This window comes from Bradyrhizobium sp. CB2312, assembly GCF_029714425.1.
Lineage (GTDB): Bacteria > Pseudomonadota > Alphaproteobacteria > Rhizobiales > Xanthobacteraceae > Bradyrhizobium.
The window spans coordinates 5160017-5178150 of sequence record NZ_CP121668.1 but is presented as its reverse complement, the minus strand read 5'-3'; the positions used below and the strand labels follow the sequence as shown (position 1 = coordinate 5178150).

The 18134-nt window shown below is 64.6% G+C and carries 17 protein-coding genes and 1 tRNA gene; 12 read left to right on the top strand and 6 right to left on the bottom strand.

What is annotated here, in order from left to right:
- Positions 1 to 241: 241 nt before the first annotated feature.
- Together QA642_RS25435 and QA642_RS25430 are read left to right on the top strand one after the other, a co-directional pair.
- A complete protein-coding gene (locus tag QA642_RS25435; protein WP_283079293.1) occupies positions 242 to 1405 on the top strand; it encodes a PspA/IM30 family protein in 1164 nt (387 codons plus the stop codon).
- A gap of 10 nt (positions 1406 to 1415) precedes the next feature.
- Entirely contained in the window at positions 1416 to 2075 is a 660-nt protein-coding gene (locus tag QA642_RS25430; protein WP_283079292.1) for an OB-fold-containig protein, read from the top strand.
- Positions 2076 to 2085: 10 nt separating this feature from the next.
- On the opposite strand, the gene QA642_RS25425 is transcribed toward QA642_RS25430, so the two are convergent.
- Positions 2086 to 3195: an IS630 family transposase gene (locus QA642_RS25425; RefSeq protein WP_080137402.1), complete on the bottom strand. Its 1110-nt coding sequence runs from the start codon at positions 3193 to 3195 to the stop codon at positions 2086 to 2088.
- Positions 3196 to 3289: 94 nt separating this feature from the next.
- On the opposite strand from QA642_RS25425, the gene QA642_RS25420 reads away from it, so the two are divergent.
- The 8 genes from QA642_RS25420 to QA642_RS25385 all read left to right on the top strand — a co-directional run bounded on the left by QA642_RS25420 (position 3290) and on the right by QA642_RS25385 (position 12655).
- Positions 3290 to 4990 (top strand): flotillin domain-containing protein, encoded by a 1701-nt coding sequence (locus QA642_RS25420; protein ID WP_283079291.1) that lies wholly within the window; start codon positions 3290 to 3292, stop codon positions 4988 to 4990.
- A gap of 207 nt (positions 4991 to 5197) precedes the next feature.
- Positions 5198 to 5566 (top strand): hypothetical protein, encoded by a 369-nt coding sequence (locus tag QA642_RS25415; RefSeq protein WP_283079290.1) that lies wholly within the window; start codon positions 5198 to 5200, stop codon positions 5564 to 5566.
- A gap of 138 nt (positions 5567 to 5704) precedes the next feature.
- Positions 5705 to 5779: transfer RNA gene (locus QA642_RS25410), tRNA-Asn, on the top strand.
- 210 nt (positions 5780 to 5989) lie between these two features.
- Positions 5990 to 6169 carry a hypothetical protein gene (locus QA642_RS25405; RefSeq protein ID WP_283079289.1) on the top strand — a complete coding sequence of 60 codons (180 nt, stop codon included), beginning with the start codon at positions 5990 to 5992 and terminating at the stop codon, positions 6167 to 6169.
- Between the two features lie 138 nt (positions 6170 to 6307).
- On the top strand, positions 6308 to 6964 hold the full coding sequence (locus QA642_RS25400; protein ID WP_283079288.1) for a methyltransferase domain-containing protein: 657 nt from the start codon (positions 6308 to 6310) through the stop codon (positions 6962 to 6964).
- Positions 6965 to 7170: 206 nt separating this feature from the next.
- A complete protein-coding gene (locus tag QA642_RS25395; RefSeq protein WP_283086974.1) occupies positions 7171 to 8556 on the top strand; it encodes a TolC family outer membrane protein in 1386 nt (461 codons plus the stop codon).
- 303 nt (positions 8557 to 8859) lie between these two features.
- Positions 8860 to 9636, top strand: a complete 777-nt coding sequence (locus QA642_RS25390) for a DUF2497 domain-containing protein (protein ID WP_283079287.1) — start codon at positions 8860 to 8862, stop codon at positions 9634 to 9636.
- A 142-nt stretch (positions 9637 to 9778) separates the two neighbouring features.
- Positions 9779 to 12655: a valine--tRNA ligase gene (locus QA642_RS25385; protein WP_283079286.1), complete on the top strand. Its 2877-nt coding sequence runs from the start codon at positions 9779 to 9781 to the stop codon at positions 12653 to 12655.
- A 124-nt stretch (positions 12656 to 12779) separates the two neighbouring features.
- On the opposite strand, the gene QA642_RS25380 is transcribed toward QA642_RS25385, so the two are convergent.
- Positions 12780 to 13382 carry a DNA-3-methyladenine glycosylase gene (locus QA642_RS25380; RefSeq protein ID WP_283079285.1) on the bottom strand — a complete coding sequence of 201 codons (603 nt, stop codon included), beginning with the start codon at positions 13380 to 13382 and terminating at the stop codon, positions 12780 to 12782.
- A 130-nt stretch (positions 13383 to 13512) separates the two neighbouring features.
- Here QA642_RS25380 and lipA point away from each other — a divergent pair, with 130 nt between their 5' ends.
- Both lipA and QA642_RS25370 read left to right on the top strand, forming a co-directional pair.
- Positions 13513 to 14469 (top strand): lipoyl synthase, encoded by a 957-nt coding sequence (gene lipA / locus QA642_RS25375; protein WP_283079284.1) that lies wholly within the window; start codon positions 13513 to 13515, stop codon positions 14467 to 14469.
- Between the two features lie 6 nt (positions 14470 to 14475).
- The gene (locus QA642_RS25370; protein ID WP_283079283.1) at positions 14476 to 14958 is read left to right on the top strand and encodes an SRPBCC family protein; all 483 of its coding nucleotides are present in this window, start codon (positions 14476 to 14478) and stop codon (positions 14956 to 14958) included.
- Here QA642_RS25370 and QA642_RS25365 read toward each other — a convergent pair whose 3' ends face one another.
- From QA642_RS25365 to QA642_RS25350, 4 genes are read right to left on the bottom strand one after another with little or no spacing between them, the layout of a single operon-like run.
- On the bottom strand, positions 14959 to 15774 hold the full coding sequence (locus QA642_RS25365) for a c-type cytochrome (RefSeq protein WP_283079282.1): 816 nt from the start codon (positions 15772 to 15774) through the stop codon (positions 14959 to 14961). It abuts the gene before it with no gap.
- The gene (locus tag QA642_RS25360) at positions 15774 to 17396 is read right to left on the bottom strand and encodes a b(o/a)3-type cytochrome-c oxidase subunit 1 (protein ID WP_283079281.1); all 1623 of its coding nucleotides are present in this window, start codon (positions 17394 to 17396) and stop codon (positions 15774 to 15776) included. The genes QA642_RS25365 and QA642_RS25360 overlap by 1 nt, the downstream gene beginning before the upstream one ends.
- Complete coding sequence (locus QA642_RS25355; RefSeq protein WP_283079280.1) at positions 17383 to 17958, bottom strand: cytochrome C oxidase subunit II; 576 nt, start codon at positions 17956 to 17958, stop codon at positions 17383 to 17385. Before QA642_RS25355 ends, QA642_RS25360 begins: the two co-directional genes overlap by 14 nt.
- Positions 17955 to 18131, bottom strand: coding sequence for a hypothetical protein (locus QA642_RS25350; RefSeq protein WP_018641890.1), 177 nt, complete (start codon positions 18129 to 18131; stop codon positions 17955 to 17957). Before QA642_RS25350 ends, QA642_RS25355 begins: the two co-directional genes overlap by 4 nt.
- Positions 18132 to 18134: the final 3 nt, after the last annotated feature.

Here is an 18134-nt window from a genome sequence, read left to right as displayed (position 1 = left end):
CCGTTGCTGCGCGTCCAGGAGACGAGACGGGAACGACGGCACAAAGCGTTGCCGAACGCTCCCTGCATTTCGCCTCAAATTGCAACCCGCGCGTGCAAGAAGTCTTGATCGGCAGTGATCTAGGAGTGATCCCGCGCCCTTGAACGCCCCGATGGCGGCCAGCGACTAATCGACAGAGCGCATAAGGATCAGTGGAACGTGATTGCACCTCCTCTTCCTAAAGCACCAAAATGGTGCTTTAGTGCTTTCCATGAGCCCGTCGTCCCGAAACGCGCCGTCTGCGCTGCGTTACAGGCTTGCCCCTGACCCGGCCGCCAAGGCCGCCATTGAGGCGACATTCCAGGCCTATGACCGCATGATGGAGATCCTGGACGAAGTCGCCCGGACCCATAATGTCGGCTCCAACGTCGTGCTGCTGCACGCCCACGCCTATGAGCCGATCCGCAAAGAGACCGCGCTGCCCTCGCGGCTAGTGACGCTCGGCCTGCGCGACCGCGCCGATTATCGCGCCGCTCAGGGCCGGCGGCTGCCGCTCGACGACAAGCTCGCCAAGATCAAGGGGCCCGCCACCATTTCGATTTCGACCGTGCAAGGGCGCTTCAGCGTGCCCTTTGACTACGCCGGCTATGCCGAGGGCTGGGGCCAGAGCGTGCCCGCGCACCTGATCCGCACCGACGACGGTTTCGAAGTTCACTACGGCGTCACGCCGAACAGTCTGCCAGAGGAGGAGAACGCTATGGATACCATCGCTGCCGCCCCCGACAACTTCCTGTCCCGGGTCGGGCGCCTGATCGCCGGGATCGCTTACGACGCGATCGAGCAGGCGGAAGGTAAGAACAAGATCAAGGTGGTTGGACAGGCCATCCGCGAGATCGAGCGCGCCGAGAGCGAGGCGCGCGATGCGCTCGCCTCCGCACGCGCCGAGGAATACCGCCTCAACGCCCGCCGCACCGAGATCGAGCACGAGATGACCGATCTCGCCGCCAAGATCGAGGGGGCGATCGCCGACAGCCGCGACGATCTCGCCCGTGCCGGCATCGCGCGGCAGATGGATCTGGAGGCGCAGTTCGAGGTGCTCTCCCGCGCCATCGACGAGAACAACGAGAAGATCGAGCAATGCGTGACCTCGCTGCGCGCGGTGCTGTCGGCGCTCCAGGATGCCGAGCAGCGCCGCGCCGACCTCGAAAAAAGCGAGGCGCACGCCAGCCACCAGGCTTCGGCGTCGCCGCGCAAATCCGGCGGCAGTTCCGCGGCGGCGAAGGCGCTGCGCGCGGGCAGGGCGGTGGCGCGGGCCACCGGCGTGCCCGCCAGCATCCCCTATTCGAGCGACATCGACGAGCTCAGTGCGCTCCATCGCGACAAGGAGATTGCATCGAGGCTGGCGCGGCTGAAGTCGCGCTCTTGAGTGCCGTGTCATGAGCGCACTGCTCGAACACGTCATGGCGCCGGAGGTCAGGCCGTTCGCGGTTGCGGCGGCCATGATTCTCATCGTCGGCTCGATCGAAGTGGTCACGATGCTGGTCGGAGCCTCGCTGAGCGAGATGCTCGGCACCAGCATCGATTTCAGTCACCCCAGCGACAATGGCGTGATCAACGCGATCTCGTGGGTCAATGTCGGTGGCGTGCCGCTGCTGATCTTCCTGCTGCTGGCCCTCGGCGCCTTCTCCATCACCGGCTTCCTGATCCAGGACATCGCGCGGATGGTCGCCGGTCCCTTGCCGGCGACGGTCGCGTCAGTCGGCGCCGTGGTGGTGTCGGTGCCGCTGGTCCGCGCCGCCAGCGGTGCCATCGCGCGCCTCATTCCCAAGGATGAAAGCTATGCCGTCGGTCTCGGCGATCTCGTCGGCCGCGTTGGCGAGGTCGTCATCGGTCCGCTCGACCAGGGACCGCCCGGCCGCGTCAGCGTCGCCGACGTTCACGGCAACAGGCACTTCGTCTGGGCGGTCGCGGCGCCCGCATCGGGACCATTGCCGCAGGGGACCATGGTCCTGCTGGTCGATCGCGACGGCACCCGCTTCGTGGCGGTGAAGGCCGACGATGAACTCAAGCCGTCCAAATCCACTCTAAGCAGCTAGTCACGTGAATCTAAAGTTCGCCACATAAAGTCTGCTGGGCTTTGTGGCAGAAGCGTTTGACGGAAGCCAAAATCTGGTCTGCGGACTTGGTCCATTTGAAGGGCTTGGGATTTTTGTTGTGCAGGTCGATGAAGGTACGGATGTCGGCCTCGAGCTGCCTGACGGAGGTGTGAACACCTCGCTGGATCTGCTTTCGGGTGAGCTCAGCGAACCAGCGTTCGACCTGATTGATCCATGACGCGGAAGTCGGCGTGAAGTGGACATGATAATGCGGCCGACGGGCGAGCCACGCTTTGATCTTGGGTGTTTTGTGAGTGGCGTAGTTGTCCATGACGATATGGACATCGATCCCTTCAGGGACTTGAGCGTCGATCTCTTTGAGGAACTTCAAGAACTCGACTGCCCGGTGGCGCTTGTAGCATTTGCCGATGACGAATCCAGAGGCGACATCGAGCGCGGCAAACAGCGAGGTCGTACCATGCCGCACATAGCTGTGCGTGCGCCGTTCCGGTACGCCCGGCATCATCGGCAGGACCGGCTGCTCGCGATCCAGGGCCTGGATCTGGCTTTTCTCATCGACACTGAGGACAAGGGCTCGGTTCGGTGGGGAAAGGTAAAGGCCGACGATATCGCGGACCTTGTCGACGAACAGCGGGTCGCTCGACAGCTTGAATGTCTGGCTGCGGTGCGGCTGCAGGCCGAACGCCGTCCACATTCGGCGGATCGTGGTGTGGGAAAAGCCAGTTTCCGCAGCCATTGAGCGGATCGACCAGTGCGTCGCGTCGGGTGGCGTTGTACGCAATGTCCGCTCAATTACCTCAGCAACCTGATCGTCGTTGATGGTTCGAGGGCGGCCCGGGCGGGCCTCGTCAAGCAGGCCATCACAGCGATCCTTCAAAAATCGGCGGCGCCACTTGCCGACGGTGTGTTCGTGGAGGCCGAGTTCGACAGCCACAGACTTGCTTGGCAAGCCATCCGCACACCGCAGGATCGCGCGGCAGCGCTCAGATAGCGATCGGGCAACGCGATGACGACGAACTTGTCTCTCCAAGTACGCCCGCTCCGGCGGACTAAGCACCAACGGCGCGATCGGCCGGCCTCGCTCACCTGCATTCGCCACAAGCTCTCTCCTCTGTAGAGATTCGAGCTATCAACTAATGTGACGAACTTGCGTTCCAGATGACTAGCAAGCAAGCTCATTAGCGGAGAAAGTCATGTTCGACATCGCAGTCCCGGCCATGATCGGCGTCGCGCTGATCGTCGTCCTCGGGATCGTCTTCACCATCCTCTACAAGCGGGCCACCCGCGACGAGGCGTTCGTGCGCACCGGCCTAGGTGGCAAGAAAGTCGTGCTCGACGGCGGCGCCATGATCCTGCCGATCTTCCACTCTTATGCCAGCGTCAATCTGAAGACGCTGCGGCTCACCGTCGAACGCAAGGAGCGGGAATCGCTGATCACCAAGGACCGCCTGCGCGTCGACATCGTCGCCGAATTCTACGTCCGCGTCCGTCCCGACGACGAGAGCATTGCGCTCGCCAGCCAGACCCTGGGTGCACTGACCAACGATGCCGAGGCGCTGCGCAACCAGGTCGAGGCAAAATTCGTCGACGGTCTGAGGTCGGTGGCAGCGACCATGACCATCCTGGAGCTCCAGGAAAAGCGCTCGGATTTCGTCAAGCACGTGCAGGCGACCGTGGAGTCCGACGTGAAATCGAACGGCCTCGAGCTGGAGTCGGTCTCACTGACCAAACTGGACCAGACCGACGTCAAGTTCTTCAACCCGGAAAACTTCTTCGACGCCGAAGGCCTGACCCAGCTCAAGACCATCACCGAGACCCGCCGCCGGGACCGCAACGCCATCGTGCGCGACAACGAGGTCGCGATCGCACAGAAGGACCTCGAGGCGCGGCAGCAGACGCTCGGGATCGAGCGGACCAAGAAGGAGGCCGAGCTGTCGCAGGAGCGCGACATCGCCAACAAGACCGCGAGCACCCGCGCCGAGGTCGCGACCGCGACGCAGACCGCGCGCCTGACCGAGGAGAATGCCCGCATCGACACCGACAGGGCGGTTGCCGAGAAGGAGGCGGGCGCCAAGCAGGTCAAGGAGACCGCGGTGATCGAGTCGGATCTGGCGATCAACAAGCGCAGGACCGATGCGCAGCGCGAGATCCAGATCGCCACGCAGGAGAACGAAATCCAGATCGCGGCCAAGAGCAAGCAGACCTCGGAGGCCGTGGCCGAGGCCAAGACGGCCGAAGCGGTGGCCGTCTCGGCGGAGGAAAAGGTGGTCACTGCGCGCGCGGTCGAGGTCGCCGATCGCGCCCGTCTCACCCAGGTGCTGGCCGCACGCACCGAGGCGGAACGCAAGTCGACCGAGGTGATCGTCGCGGCCGAAGCCGAGAAGAAGGCCGCGCTTGATCGCGCCGAGGCCACCAAGACGCTGGCGACGGCCGAAGCCGAGTCCAACAAGATCAAGGCGGTCGGTGTTCGCAACATCGGCGAAGCCGAGGCCGCCGTCATCACCATGAAGAACGAGGCGCAGAACAAGCTCGGCAACAATGTCATCGATTTCGAGATCGCCAAGAAGCGGATCGAGACCATGCCGTCGGCGCTGGCCGAGATGGTGAAGCCGATCGCCAACCTCAAGGACGTCCGCATCCTGCATACCGGCGGCGCCTTTGGCGGCAATGGTAGCGGCGTGGGCGGCGGCAGCGTCGGCTTCGGCGAAGGGCTTGCCGGCGAGTTGCTCAAGGTGCACGCGCTGCGGCCGATGATCGACGAGATCCTGCGCCAGAGCGGCTTTGCGCCGGGCGACGATCCCGTGAAAGCGCTGGTCGGCGCGGTCACCGGAAAGAGCAACGGCGCCGCGGTGCCGGCGCCCGCACCGGAGAAAACAAACAACGCCGATCTATGAATGCTCATTCATTGCTGCGGAGAATTCGAAAAGATATGAACCCCTTGCGCGTCTCGCGTCGCGCAACGTGCCGAAGTGCGGATCGATCGCGTGTTGAGCCTTTCGATCGCACTCCGGACGAATTTCCTGAGGCAACGCCATTGGTTGCCGCGGCGCCTGCGCCGATCGACGTAGGCACTGGAGCCTTTTTCGATCGGGGGATTTCATATGAAGCATTTTCTGTCTGGACTGATCGCCGCTGGTCTTATGCTTGCCGCCACGACGGCCTTCGCGGCCGACGCCCGCAACGTCACCGTCGTCAACGAGACCGGCTATGCCATCAAATTCCTGGGCTTCAATGCGCCGGACGATGGCCTGGACGAATGGGACAACGAACTCGACAAGGTTTTGCAGAACCAGGCGAGCACCTATGTCGAGTTCGACGACGATGACGAGGGATGTGTCTGGAACATCCGCGTCGACTGGCAGAACTATGACGAGTCGGTGCTGTGGAAGAACGTCAATCTCTGCAAGTTCACCGCGTTGCGGCTGCGCTACGACCCCGGCACCAAGACGACCTCGTTCGTCGCCGAGTGACCTGACCTCGCATGCCGCGGAGGAGGGGCCCCCCCGCGGCCCTTCCTCGGGCGCGTTGCGGATGACGACGAATTCGTCCTTTGCAAGCGCAAGCGGCTTTGTTATACGCACCCCGCGCGAACGACTGGTTCGCCCTTTTCCTCGGTAGCTCAGCGGTAGAGCATCCGACTGTTAATCGGATGGTCGCTGGTTCGAATCCAGCCCGGGGAGCCAAATTTCATCGCATTTGCAATAAGTTACATCCGCAGCCTGATGCGGTGAGCGACATTGCTTCAGCGCAGTCTCAACACCGATCGCCTCGATCCGGCGCAGAATCGCTCAAGCTTTTGTGTGGACGCTCGCCGTCGCGCCACGGGGGCGGCGCCAAATCGACTCAATTCAAATCGAGTTTCCCTGGGCCGGACTCATACGGAGCTGATTCCCATGCCCGACATCCAGATCGACCGTGCCCACATGGCCCCCTCGATTCTGCCGGCCGACCTTCCCGAGCTCAGCGACGATGAATGCCTTGCCCGTCTGGCGCATGCGGTCGAGACGCCCGATTCGGCCCGGCTCGACGAGGTCGCCGCGCTGATCGGCCGGCTCGCGGTCACGATCGAATAGTCCAGCGTCCGCTCATGCCGTGACTTGCGCAGCCCGCGGCTTGCCCGGGCGCACGGACGTGTTGCGTTTTCGCGGAGCCTGTTCCAAAGATGCCGCCAACTTCCGTCCGCGGCATCGTCCGCATTGCAGGGTCCGCAAATGTCCGGTTTCTCGACCGCGCGCCTCAAAATGGTCGATGGCCAGGTGCGCACCAATGACGTCACCGATCGCCGCGTCCTCGACGCCATGCTCACGGTTCCGCGCGAAGCGTTCGTGCCGGCGGCGCGGCAGGCGTTGGCTTATCTCGACCTCGATCTCGACGTGAGCGTGGGTGACGCCAAGCGCTTCCTGATCAAGCCCGCGCTGACCGGCAAGCTGCTCCAGGCCGCCGAGATCGGCGAGGGCGACAACGTTCTGGTCGTCGGCTGCGCCACCGGATACCTCGCCGCGCTGGCCGCGAAGCTCGCGGGCCAGGTCACCGCGACGGAATGCGATTCGGCTCTGGCCGCGAAGGCCAAGGACGCCCTTTCTGGCTTCGCCAATGTCACCTGCAAGGCTGCGGCCTGCACCGAGGGTGATGCGTCTGCCGCTCCCTATGACGTCATCATCCTCAACGGCGCCACCGAAGTGACGCCGGAAGGGCTGCTCGAGCAGCTGAGGGAGGGGGGCCGTCTGCTCGGCGTTTCGGCCCAGTCCAAGCCGCCGCGGGCCATGATCGTGACCCGTACCCACGGTGAATTCGGCCATCGGGCGCTGTTCGATGCCGCAGCCCCGGTGCTTCCCGGGCTGGAGCGGACCGCCAGTTTCGTCTTCTGACGGCCCAAAGCGCGTTAAAATACCGTTCTGAATCAGAAGTGTGGCCGGGATGCTGCACGTGAAGAGTTTCCATCGGGAACTGCCTTGAGGTAGTTCCGTTGCGCCAATCCGCGTCCTATGTTGCGGCGGGGCAACGACTCCACTCGGTAGACGGTAACCCAGCTCGCGGGCACGAGTCGGGCGTTAAGATGAACGGAATTTTTGGGATGCATGGGGTGAAGCTCTTCACCGGAGCTGCGGTTTCGGTCCTGCTGCTGGCGCTCGCAGGGCCGGCGCCTGCCTTGGCGGACACGATCGAGGCCGCCTTGGTGCGCGCCTATCAGAACAATCCGCAGCTCAACGCACAACGCGCCCAGGTGCGCTCGACCGACGAAAACGTGCCGCAGGCCTTGTCGGGTTATCGCCCGAGGGTCGGGCTCAACCTCAGCACCGGTTATCAATATCAGGATACCCAGGCAGCGCAGAGGGGAGAGCCTTTCCATGGCGTCCTGCAGCCGAACAGCGCCAGCCTGACCGTCAACCAGACTCTCTACAACGGCAACCAGACCGCCAACAGGACGCGCGCGGCGGAGAGCCAGGTCTCGGGCTCGCGCGAGGCGTTGCGCGTGCTCGAGCAGTCGGTCCTGCTGCAGGCCGCCACGACTTACATGGACTACCTGCGTGACGCGGCAACGCTCGAGGTTCAGCGCAGCAACGTGCGTGTGCTCGAACAGACGCTCAAGCAAACGCGCGATCGCTTCAATGTCGGCGAGGTCACGCGCACGGACGTCGCGCAATCCGAAGCGCAGCTGGCTGCCGGCAGGACCCAGGCCCTGACTGCCGAATCGAATCTCACGACGACGCGCGCGAACTTCCGCCGCATCATCGGCAACGAACCGACGAATCTTGCCCCGGGCTCCCCGGTCGATCGTTTCCTGCCCTCGACAATCGCCTCGGCGGTCAATCTCAGCCTGGTGGAGAACCCCAACGTCACGGCCGCGATGTACGGCATCGACGTCAACTTTCTCCAGGTCAAGATCAACGAAGGCGCGCTGCTGCCCACGGTCACGCTTCAGGCTGCGGTCAGCACAGCCTACCAGCAGACCCTCCAGGTTTTCCGCACGAATACGGCTTCCGCCATCGCGACAGCGTCCGTGCCGATCTATCAGGGCGGCACGGAATATTCGTTGATCCGCCAGTCGAAAGAGAACCTGGCGCAGCAGCGCCTGAATCTTGAAACCACCCGCGATCAGACCCGCGCCAACGTCGTGCAGGCCTGGGGCCAGCTGGAAGCCGGCAAGGCGCAGGTGAAGTCCGCGCAGGCGCAGGTCACGGCGTCCGAGATCGCGCTGAACGGCGTGCGCGAAGAGGCAAAGGCCGGACAGCGCACCACGCTCGACGTGCTGAACGCGCAGCAAGCGCTGGTGAACGCGCGCGTTGCGCTCGTCACTGCCCAGCATGACCGCGTCGTGGCGTCCTATTCGGTGCTCAACGCCGTCGGCCGTCTGGCGCCGCAGGTCCTCGGCCTTTCTACCACGGTCTACGATCCGAGCGTTCACTACCAGCAGGTCCGCGACAGCTGGTCCGGCGTGCGCACGCCTGACGGACGCTGATTTCCCGTAAGCATCCGGTCGGCCTCGCAAACAATTGAGGCCGACCGGCGCTTTGCTTGCAATCATCAAAATCCCTGACATAGCCTTGCCAAGAAGATGCGGGTCGATTCGCCCCGCACCGATGTCGCGTGCGTAAGCTTGAGTGCCGAGGGCAGGGGCGCACCGTCGCACGTTGAGCCGTGAACTGGGGACAAGTCGGGCTCTCGCGACGAAAATGTCGGGGCGTTCGTCCGGAACCGGCCAATCCTGTCGTGCTTGGTGTAAAACAACGCATGCGAGGGCGTTGATGATGTGGAGTCGGAGATGACGCAGCCTGCAAAGGTCACAGAACCCTCGATGGAGGAGATTCTGGCCTCGATCCGGCGCATCATTGCCGACGATGAGGCGAAGCCGCCGCCGGCAGACGCTGCAAAGCCCGAGAAGGCCGCGGCACCCGCCACGCCGCCGAAGCCGCAAGCGATCAACGACATTCCGCCATCCAAGGTCGCGCCTGCAAAGCCCGCCGCTGAGAAGCCCGCGCCGCCGCCGGTTGCGAAGCCGGCTCCGGCGCCGCCGCCACCCCCGCCCGCAGCGGATGCCGGACCGAACAGCCAGGACGATATCGACGCGCTGCTGGCGGGGCTCGATGCGGCGACGCCTGCGCCCGAGGTTCGTGCTCCGGAGCCGGAGCCCGAGCCTGAGCCCGACGTGCTCGAATTGACCGACGAGATGGCAGTTGAGCCGACACCGCCCCCACCACCGCCGAGCTTCCGCAAGGTCGAGCCGCGCGACGATCTCGAATTCGCCGAATCGCCGCCGCCGCGCCCGGCGCCTTCGCCGTCCTACGCGCCGGTGGACTTCGACGCGCCGCCGCTGCCGCCGCAGCAGCCGATCCTCGCGCAATCGACGGTCTCGGCGGTCGAGTCCGCCTTCAACTCCCTGGCCCACACGGTGCTGAGCAGCAATGCGCGGACACTGGAGGATCTGGTCAAGGAGATGCTGCGTCCGATGCTGAAATCCTGGCTCGATGACAATTTGCCGGGCCTCGTGGAACGCATCGTGAAGGCCGAAATCGAGCGGGTCTCGCGCGGCGGCCGGTAGCAGCCGGCCCGTAGCCCTTATAAAGCCCCGCTTGTGCGCCATGTTCGGCCTGCCGACCGCCCTGGAAGCCCCGTTGCCGCCCGGCCTTCCCTGGACTTGTTTTCGTTGACTTGGCCCCCGCGCGCGGCTTTCTAGCAGCCCCATGATCGAGAAAAATTACCAGCCCGCCGATATCGAAGCCCGCATGTCCGTGGTGTGGGAGGACAGCCGAGCCTTCAAGGCCGGTCGCCCCGACCGCCGCGATGCAGTGCCCTTCACCATCGTGATCCCGCCGCCGAACGTGACGGGCTCGCTGCATATGGGCCATGCCCTCAACAACACGCTCCAGGACATCCTGTGCCGGTTCGAGCGCATGCGCGGCCGCGACGTGCTGTGGCAGCCCGGCACCGACCATGCCGGCATCGCCACCCAGATGGTGGTCGAGCGGCAGCTGATGGAGCGCCAGCAGCCCGGCCGCCGCGAGATGGGCCGCGAGAAGTTCCTTGAGCGGGTCTGGCAGTGGAAGGCCGAGAGCGGCGACACCATCATCAACCAGCTCAAGCGGCTCGGCGCTTCCTGCGACTGGTCGCGCGAGCGTTTCACCATGGACGAGGGCCTGTCGAAGGCCGTCGTCAAGGTGTTCGTCGAATTGCACCGCGACGGCCTGATCTACAAGGACAAGCGGCTGGTGAACTGGGACACCAAGCTGCTGACCGCGATCTCCGATCTCGAAGTGCAGCAGACCGAGGTGAAGGGCCACCTCTGGTATCTGCGCTATCCGATCGAGGGCAAGACGTTCAGCCCCGAGGATCCCTCGACCTTCATCGTCGTCGCCACGACACGCCCGGAGACCATGCTCGGCGACACCGGCGTGGCCGTGCATCCCGAGGATGAGCGCTATCAGAAGCTGATCGGCAAGAACGTCGTCCTGCCGCTGGTCGGGCGCAAGATCAAGATCGTCGCCGATGAGTATTCCGATCCGGAAAAGGGCTCGGGCGCGGTCAAGGTGACGCCGGCGCACGACTTCAACGATTTCGAGGTCGGCAATCGCCACGGCCTGCGCCGTATCAGCGTGCTCGACAAGGAAGGCTGCCTCGACCTCCTCGACAACGAGGATTATCTGAAGGGCCTGCCGGAAGGTGCCTCGCAGTTCGCCGAGGAGTTCAACAAGGTCGACCGCTTCGTCGCGCGCAAGCGCATCGTCGAGCGGCTGGAATCGTTCGGCTTCGTCGAGCGGATCGAGCCGCACACCCACATGGTCCCGCACGGCGATCGGTCCAACAGCGTGATCGAGCCGTATCTGACTGACCAGTGGTACGTCGACGCCAAGACGCTGGCAAAACCCGCGATCGCGGCGGTGCGTACGGGCGAGACCTCGTTCGTGCCGAAGAACTGGGAAAAGACCTATTACGAGTGGATGGAGAACATCCAGCCCTGGTGCATCTCGCGCCAGCTCTGGTGGGGCCATCAGATCCCGGCCTGGTACGGGCCTGACGGCAAGGTGTTCGTCGCCGAGACCGAGGAGGAGGCCGTCAGCCACGCGCTCGGCTATTACGTCGAGCAGGAGGTCATCACGGCCGAGCAGGGCCGCGAGATGGCGCTCGACCGCAACAAGCGCGAAGGCTTCATCACGCGTGACGAGGATGTGCTCGACACCTGGTTCTCCTCGGCGCTGTGGCCGTTCTCGACGCTCGGCTGGCCCGAGGATGCACCGGAGGTGCAGCGCTACTATCCGACCAACGCGTTGGTGACCGGCTTCGACATCATCTTCTTCTGGGTCGCCCGCATGATGATGATGGGCCTGCACTTCATGAAGGAGGTGCCGTTCTCGACCATCTACATCCACGCCCTCGTCCGCGACGAGAAGGGCGCCAAGATGTCGAAGTCGAAGGGCAACGTCATCGATCCGCTCAACCTGATCGACGAATACGGCGCCGATGCCCTGCGCTTCACGCTGGCCGCGATGGCGGCGCAGGGGCGCGACATCAAGCTCGCCACCAGCCGCGTCGAAGGCTATCGCAATTTTGCGACCAAGCTCTGGAACGCGTCGCGCTTTGCCGAGATGAACCATTGCGCCGTGCCCGAGGCCTTCGAGCCGGCCAAGGCGAAGGAAACGTTGAACCGCTGGATCGCGCATGAGAGCGCGCACACCACACGCGAGGTGACCGAGGCGATCGAGGCCTATCGCTTCAACGATGCCGCAGGCAGCATCTATCGCTTCGTCTGGAACGTCTATTGCGACTGGTATGTCGAGCTCGCAAAACCAGTGTTGCTTGGTCCGGATAGCCCCGCCAAGGACGAGACCCGCGCCATGGTGGCCTGGGCGCGCGACGAGATCCTGAAGCTGCTGCACCCCTTCATGCCCTTCATTACCGAAGAGCTTTGGGAGGTGACGGCCAAGCGCGACGGCTTGCTCGCATTGGCGCCGTGGCCGCTGAAGCCGGCCGCGCCGACACCGGAGCAGCTCGCGATGCTCGCCGCGGCGGCCGGGCCGACCGATCCGCTGATCTCGCCGGCCCTGGTCATGCCGATCTTCGATCATGCCGACTTCACCGACCCCAAGGCGGAAGCCGAGATCGGCTGGGTGATCGACCTCGTCACGCAGATCCGCTCGGTGCGCGCCGAGATGAACATCCCGCCGGCAACGCTGACTGCGCTGGTGCTCGCGGGCGCCTCGGCCGAGACCAGGGAACGCGCGCCGCGCTGGACCGACGTCATCAAGCGGATGGCGCGCCTGTCGGACATCTCCTTCGCCGACCGCGCGCCCGACGGCGCGGTTCAGCTCCTCGTCCGCGGCGAAGTGGCCGCGCTGCCGCTCAAGGGCGTCATCGACGTCGCCGCCGAGCGCACGCGCCTCGACAAGGAGATCGGCAAGGCCGACGCCGACATCAAGCGCGCCGAGTCGAAGCTCGCGAACGAGAAGTTCGTCGCCAACGCGGCCGAGGAGGTCGTCGAGGAGGAACGCGAGAAGCGCGAGGCGGCGCTGGCCCGCAAGGCCAAGCTGCTGGAGGCGCTGGAGCGGCTCAAGCAGGCGACGTAGCCTCGCTGTCATTCCGGGATGGTCCGAAGGACCAGACCTCAGGTGCGCAATTGCGAATCTCGAGATTCTCAGGTGCGCAAGCGCGCACCGTAGTTCGATGCTACGCATCGCCCCGGAACGACAACTACTTCGGGAACGGCTTGCTCAAAAACTTCGAGCCCCTGACGCCATAGCGCCACGGCAGCTCGACCGCCTTGGTGATGCCGATCCGGATGCCGGTTGCGACCTCCACATCCTCCGTCCGCGCATGCAGCGCGATCGGCGGGCGGTCCAGCGGCAGGGTGTTGTGCGCGACGGTGATGCCGAGCGCCTCGGTCAGCTTGCCCGGGCCCGAGCACAGTGCGTGGACGTCCTGGAGATGGCGACGGCGGCGCATCGCGGCGAGACCGTGGGTCGGCTCAAGCGCGCGGATCAGCACGGCGCTGGCCGAGCCTTCCTCCTCGCAGACGAAGTTGACGCACCAATGGATGCCGTAGGAGCGGTACACATAGGCGAAGCCGGGCGGGCCGAACATCACCTGGTTCCGCGGCGTCGGGCCGTTGTAGGAGTGCGCTGCCGGCTCGGTATGATGATAGGCCTCGACCTCGACGATAATCCCGCCGACGCCGTCGACCAGCATGGTCGCGCCGATCAGGTCGGGCGCGACCTGGCGGACGTCGCGGTCGAAAAAGGCCCGCTTCAGCGGTTTGCCGAGCCGTGGGATGGAGGTCTTCGAGACTGGAGCCATTCGAGGTGAGAATCGCCAGAGAACAGAGCAGGATATTGCCCATATCTGCCATGTTCCCTGAAGCAGGGCGAGCCGGGTTGCGGCAGGCAGCCAGACCGACTAGGTAGGACCTGAACAGACCGGACAGCCCATGGTCGTTATTGTCGATACCATCTCGAACCCGTTGCGCCCACGTCACCCCGAAAAGGTGAATCGCCCTGATTCCGCTTCGCCGCCGAAGCCGGACTGGATCCGCGTGCGCGCGCCCAACACCCGCGGCTATGCCGACACCCGCAACATCGTGCGGGCGAACGGCCTGCACACGGTGTGCGAGGAGGCGGGCTGCCCGAACATCGGCGAGTGCTGGGACAAGAAGCACGCGACCTTCATGATCATGGGTGACACCTGCACCCGGGCCTGCGCCTTCTGCAACGTCAAGACCGGCTTGCCCAATGCGCTGGATGCGGCCGAGCCGCAGAACGTCGCCGAGGCCGTGGCCAAGCTCGGTCTCGCCCACGTCGTCATCACCTCGGTCGACCGCGACGATCTCACGGACGGCGGCGCCCAGCATTTCGCCGAGACCATTCGCGCGATTCGCGCCGCGTGCCCCTCGACCACGATCGAGATCCTGACGCCGGACTTCCTGCGCAAGGAGGGGGCGCTCGAGGTCGTCGTCGCGGCGAAGCCCGACGTCTTCAACCACAATCTCGAGACCGTGCCGTCGCGCTATCTCACGGTGCGGCCGGGCGCGCGCTATTTCCACTCGATCCGGTTGCTGCAACGGGTCAAGGAGCTCGATCCCACCATCTTCACCAAATCAGGCATCATGGTCGGCCTCGGCGAGGAGCGCCACGAGGTGCAGCAGGTGATGGACGATCTGCGCTCGGCCGACGTCGACTTCCTGACCATCGGGCAATATCTCCAGCCGACCCGCAAGCACCATGCCGTGATGCGCTACGTGCCGCCGGACGAGTTCGCGTCCTACGAGAAGGTCGCCTACACCAAGGGCTTCCTGATGGTGTCGGCGAGCCCGCTCACCCGCTCGTCCCATCATGCCGGCGAGGACTTTGCCAAACTAAAGGCCGCACGGGCAGCTAGCGCCCGCTGAACCGCCATGCCTAAATTTTCGAGCAAGCGCCGTGTCAATCACAGCGCGTCCGAGATGTTCGATCTGGTCGCCGACGTCGAGCGCTATCCGGAATTCGTGCCGCTGTGCAGCGCGCTGAAGGTGCGCCAGCGCATGGCCAAGCCCGATGGCACCGAGTTGCTGATTGCGGACATGACGGTGTCGTTCAAGCTGGTCAAGGAGTCCTTCACCAGCCGCGTTACGCTCGACCGCGCGAACTTGAAGATCCTGGTCGAATATCTGCAAGGCCCGTTCAGTAATCTGGAAAACCGCTGGACGTTCGAGCCCAAAGGCCAACAGGACGGCAAAGACGTCTGCGACGTCGGCTTCTTCCTTTCCTACGAATTCAAGAGCCGCATGCTGGCGATGCTGATGGGCTCGATGTTCGACGCGGCGTTTGCGCGGTTTTCGATGGCGTTCGAAAAGCGCGCCGACGCGATCTACGGCCGGCCGAAGCTGGCGTCGTCCTGATCAATCCACCGCCTTCACCACATCCGGCGGCTGCGAGGCGTAGTACGCCGCAGCCTGCTCGATCTCCTGCGGCGTCATGGCGCGGGCGATGTTGCGCATCTGCTGGCTGATATCGTTGCGGCGCTCGCCGGAGGCGAAGGCCTGGAGCTGGGCCTTCATGTAGGCCTCGGACTGTCCCTCGAGCCACGGGCTTCCGGTCTTGTTGTCGAGGCTGCCGTGGCAGGAGCCACAGGGCGCGATGCCGCGCATCGGCGCGCCGTAGATGACGATGTTCGGCTTCGGCAATTGCGGCGTCGGGTGATAGGCCGGCAGCCGCGGCAGGTACGCATAATAGTTCGAGAGATCGGCGATCTCCTGGTCCGTCAGATTGACGGCGAACGGCGACATCACGGCATTCGTGCGCGCGCCCGAGCGGAAATCGTGCAGCTCCTTGTAGATCACGGCCGCATACTGGCCGGCAAGGTTGGGCGAATCCGCGCGGCTGATGCCGGTCGGACCGTGACAAATGGCGCAGCGCTGCGCCAGCGTGGCGCCACGGCCGATCGCCTCCTGGCTCGGGCGCGCCAGCGTGTGCGAGGTCAGCACGACCTCCGACAGGCGCTTTGCCTGCTCGGGCGCTGCGACACTAGCCGAGCGCTGTGGGACGCCGGCAGCGCTGCAGATCGCATCCCAGACGTTGGCGAACTGCACCCATGGCTGCGCGAAGGGCAGCACGATGAAGCCCACAATCGCCGTCACGACCAGAATCACGGCGGTGATGCCGACGCTTCTTGTGAAATGCCAGTTGCTGAAGGTGAAGAGGTCGCGCGCGCTCATCACTGCGCTCCCACATAGACGGCCGGCACTGACGTGCCCTCGGTCAGCGCTAGCGTCACGATCGGATAGCCGTAATTGGTGAGCGTGAGACCGATCATCAGTGCCACCCAGAGTGCGTAGGTGTTGAGCGCGACCGGCACGGTGGTCGGCTGATGCACTGCCAGCGCAAAGCGATAGGGCCCCGCATCGGCCTGCGGCGCCCGCATGCCGCGCGCCAGGACCACCAGGAACAGGATGCCTGACGTAAGCAGGATGAAGCCGCCGATCGCGGAGAAGGTCACGGACAGCGCCTGCGGCGCGATCGCGGGGTCGCCGAAGTCGAAATAGGCCATGCGGCGCGGCATGCCGAGGATGCCGACCCAGTGCCACGGGAAGGTCGTCACGATCATGCCGATGAACCACAGCCAGAGTTGGGTGCGGATCAGGCGGACATCGATCAGCTCGCGGCCCGTAAGGTGCGGCCACAGATCATAGGCGATCGCGAAATACATGATCACGATGGCGCCGCCGAAGATCAGGTGGAAATGGCCCGTGATCCACTGCGTGTTGTGGATGGAGGCGTCGAGCTGATAGCTCATGTTGATGAGGCCGCCGGCGCCGCCAAAGCCGAGCATGACGAAGGAGAATGCCAGCGCCAGCAGCATTGGATTGTCCCAGGGCAGGGCCCTGATCCAGCCGAACAGGCCGCGGCCGCCACGCAGGCGCGCCGCGATCTCGATCGAGGCGCAGATCGTGAACACGGTCAACAGCGTCGGCAGCGCGACCAGCGCCGTGAAGGCCGAGTGGATGAACTTGAAGCCGGCGCCGACCTGCGGATCGGCGAAGGTGTGGTGCATGCCGATCGGCATCGCCACCACCAGGAACAGGATGAAGGAGATCCGCGCCATGGTGTCGGAATAGATCCGGCCGCCGATCGCGCGCGGCACGAGGGTGTAATAGGCGATGTAGGTCGGCACCAGCCAGAAATAGACGATAGCGTGCAGCGTCCAGGAGAAGAAGACGCGGGCGAGGCCGGCATCGATCGTGTTCTTCAGCCCCGCCGCGACCGGAATGATCTGGAGCAGCAGCTCGAGCGCAGCGCCGACCGCGGTCCAGGCCCACAAATAGGAGCCTGCGACATTGGCGAACATCGCCAGCGGCACCGGCGCGCCGGGATGGGCCTTGCGCCAGACGCGCAGGTTGATCGACATCAGCGCGACCCAGATCCAGGAGCCGACCACGACCAGCACGACGCCGAGATAGTAGAAGACGTTGCCGATCAGCGGCGGATAGAACGTGTAGAGCACCGAGGCGCGGCCAAGCGCGATCGGGATCACCGCCATGATGCTGCCGATGACGATCAGCCAGAAGCCGGTCCAGGCCCAGCGCACGCCAACGAGGCGCTGCTCCAGCGCGGATTCGCTGATGGCATAGCCAAACCCCATCGCGACCAGGGTCGGGAACACATAGCCCATCACCGTGCCGTGCGCGGTCAGCGAGCGGTAATAGAGCTCGGGGTTGGACAGCCAGGTGCCGATCGGGCTGCGGATGAACATCTGCCAGGCGCCGAGCGTGAGCGCGACGCCGAACACGCCGAAGGCCAGCCAGAAATGAGCGAGAATGAGCTTCCTATTGGCCAACACAGCTCAGCCTCCCGCCGCCCTTCGCACGATCAGCGAATTCGGTCTTGTCGATCACCCTGACCTTGCCCCACATGCCCTCGTGGCCGAAGGAGCAAAACTCCTGGCAGGGCATTAGATAGTCACCGGTCCTCGTAAAGCGCATCAGCTGCTCGGAGACGTAGCCCGGCACCAGCATGGTGTTGATGTTGGTGCCCTGGACCAGGATGCCGTGGACGACGTCGGCGCTGGTGGCGCGCAGCGTGATCGGCGTATCGACGGGGACCACGATGCAGGCCGGCGTGAAGGAATATTGCTGGCCGATCGCGCGCACGGTGACATTGCCATTGGCCTCCAGCACGCTGCCGAGATTGCTCTCGACGAATTCGCCGGACAGATGGATCCGCGAGGGATCGGTGGTCTCGACGCGCGGCTGTGGCATGGTCGCACGATGGATGCCGGCGAAGGCCGCCAGCAGCGCCATTGCCACGATGATGATCACCGCGATGGTGGCCCAGCGCCGCTCGACGCGGGCCGCGACCTCAGCGCTGGCGCTGCCGTTTTCATGGGTTTCTTCTACACTCATTGCAGCGGCCCGCGCGGCAGGAACACGAACAGGTAGAAGGCGAGCCACATCGCGACGACGCAAGCGGTCGCGATGCCGGCAAGCACGATCGCGCCGGAGGGGCCTTGCGCCACGACCTCCTCGACGGCCTGGTCGGCGGCGGCTGGGCTGGTCGGCGGATCGGAATTGATCATGAT

What these genes read in the sequence shown, in the direction of transcription:
- QA642_RS25430 (WP_283079292.1), top strand. Translation starts at nt 1,416, where the DNA reads ATGAGCGCACTGCTCGAACACGTCATGGCGCCGGAGGTCAGGCCGTTC.
- QA642_RS25420 (WP_283079291.1), top strand. Translation starts at nt 3,290, where the DNA reads ATGTTCGACATCGCAGTCCCGGCCATGATCGGCGTCGCGCTGATCGTC.
- QA642_RS25415 (WP_283079290.1), top strand. Translation starts at nt 5,198, where the DNA reads ATGAAGCATTTTCTGTCTGGACTGATCGCCGCTGGTCTTATGCTTGCC.
- QA642_RS25405 (WP_283079289.1), top strand. Translation starts at nt 5,990, where the DNA reads ATGCCCGACATCCAGATCGACCGTGCCCACATGGCCCCCTCGATTCTG.
- QA642_RS25400 (WP_283079288.1), top strand. Translation starts at nt 6,308, where the DNA reads ATGTCCGGTTTCTCGACCGCGCGCCTCAAAATGGTCGATGGCCAGGTG.
- QA642_RS25395 (WP_283086974.1), top strand. Translation starts at nt 7,171, where the DNA reads ATGCATGGGGTGAAGCTCTTCACCGGAGCTGCGGTTTCGGTCCTGCTG.
- QA642_RS25390 (WP_283079287.1), top strand. Translation starts at nt 8,860, where the DNA reads ATGACGCAGCCTGCAAAGGTCACAGAACCCTCGATGGAGGAGATTCTG.
- QA642_RS25385 (WP_283079286.1), top strand. Translation starts at nt 9,779, where the DNA reads ATGATCGAGAAAAATTACCAGCCCGCCGATATCGAAGCCCGCATGTCC.
- QA642_RS25380 (WP_283079285.1), bottom strand. Translation starts at nt 13,382, where the DNA reads ATGGCTCCAGTCTCGAAGACCTCCATCCCACGGCTCGGCAAACCGCTG.
- lipA (WP_283079284.1), top strand. Translation starts at nt 13,513, where the DNA reads ATGGTCGTTATTGTCGATACCATCTCGAACCCGTTGCGCCCACGTCAC.
- QA642_RS25370 (WP_283079283.1), top strand. Translation starts at nt 14,476, where the DNA reads ATGCCTAAATTTTCGAGCAAGCGCCGTGTCAATCACAGCGCGTCCGAG.
- QA642_RS25365 (WP_283079282.1), bottom strand. Translation starts at nt 15,774, where the DNA reads ATGAGCGCGCGCGACCTCTTCACCTTCAGCAACTGGCATTTCACAAGA.
- QA642_RS25355 (WP_283079280.1), bottom strand. Translation starts at nt 17,958, where the DNA reads ATGAGTGTAGAAGAAACCCATGAAAACGGCAGCGCCAGCGCTGAGGTC.
- QA642_RS25350 (WP_018641890.1), bottom strand. Translation starts at nt 18,131, where the DNA reads ATGATCAATTCCGATCCGCCGACCAGCCCAGCCGCCGCCGACCAGGCC.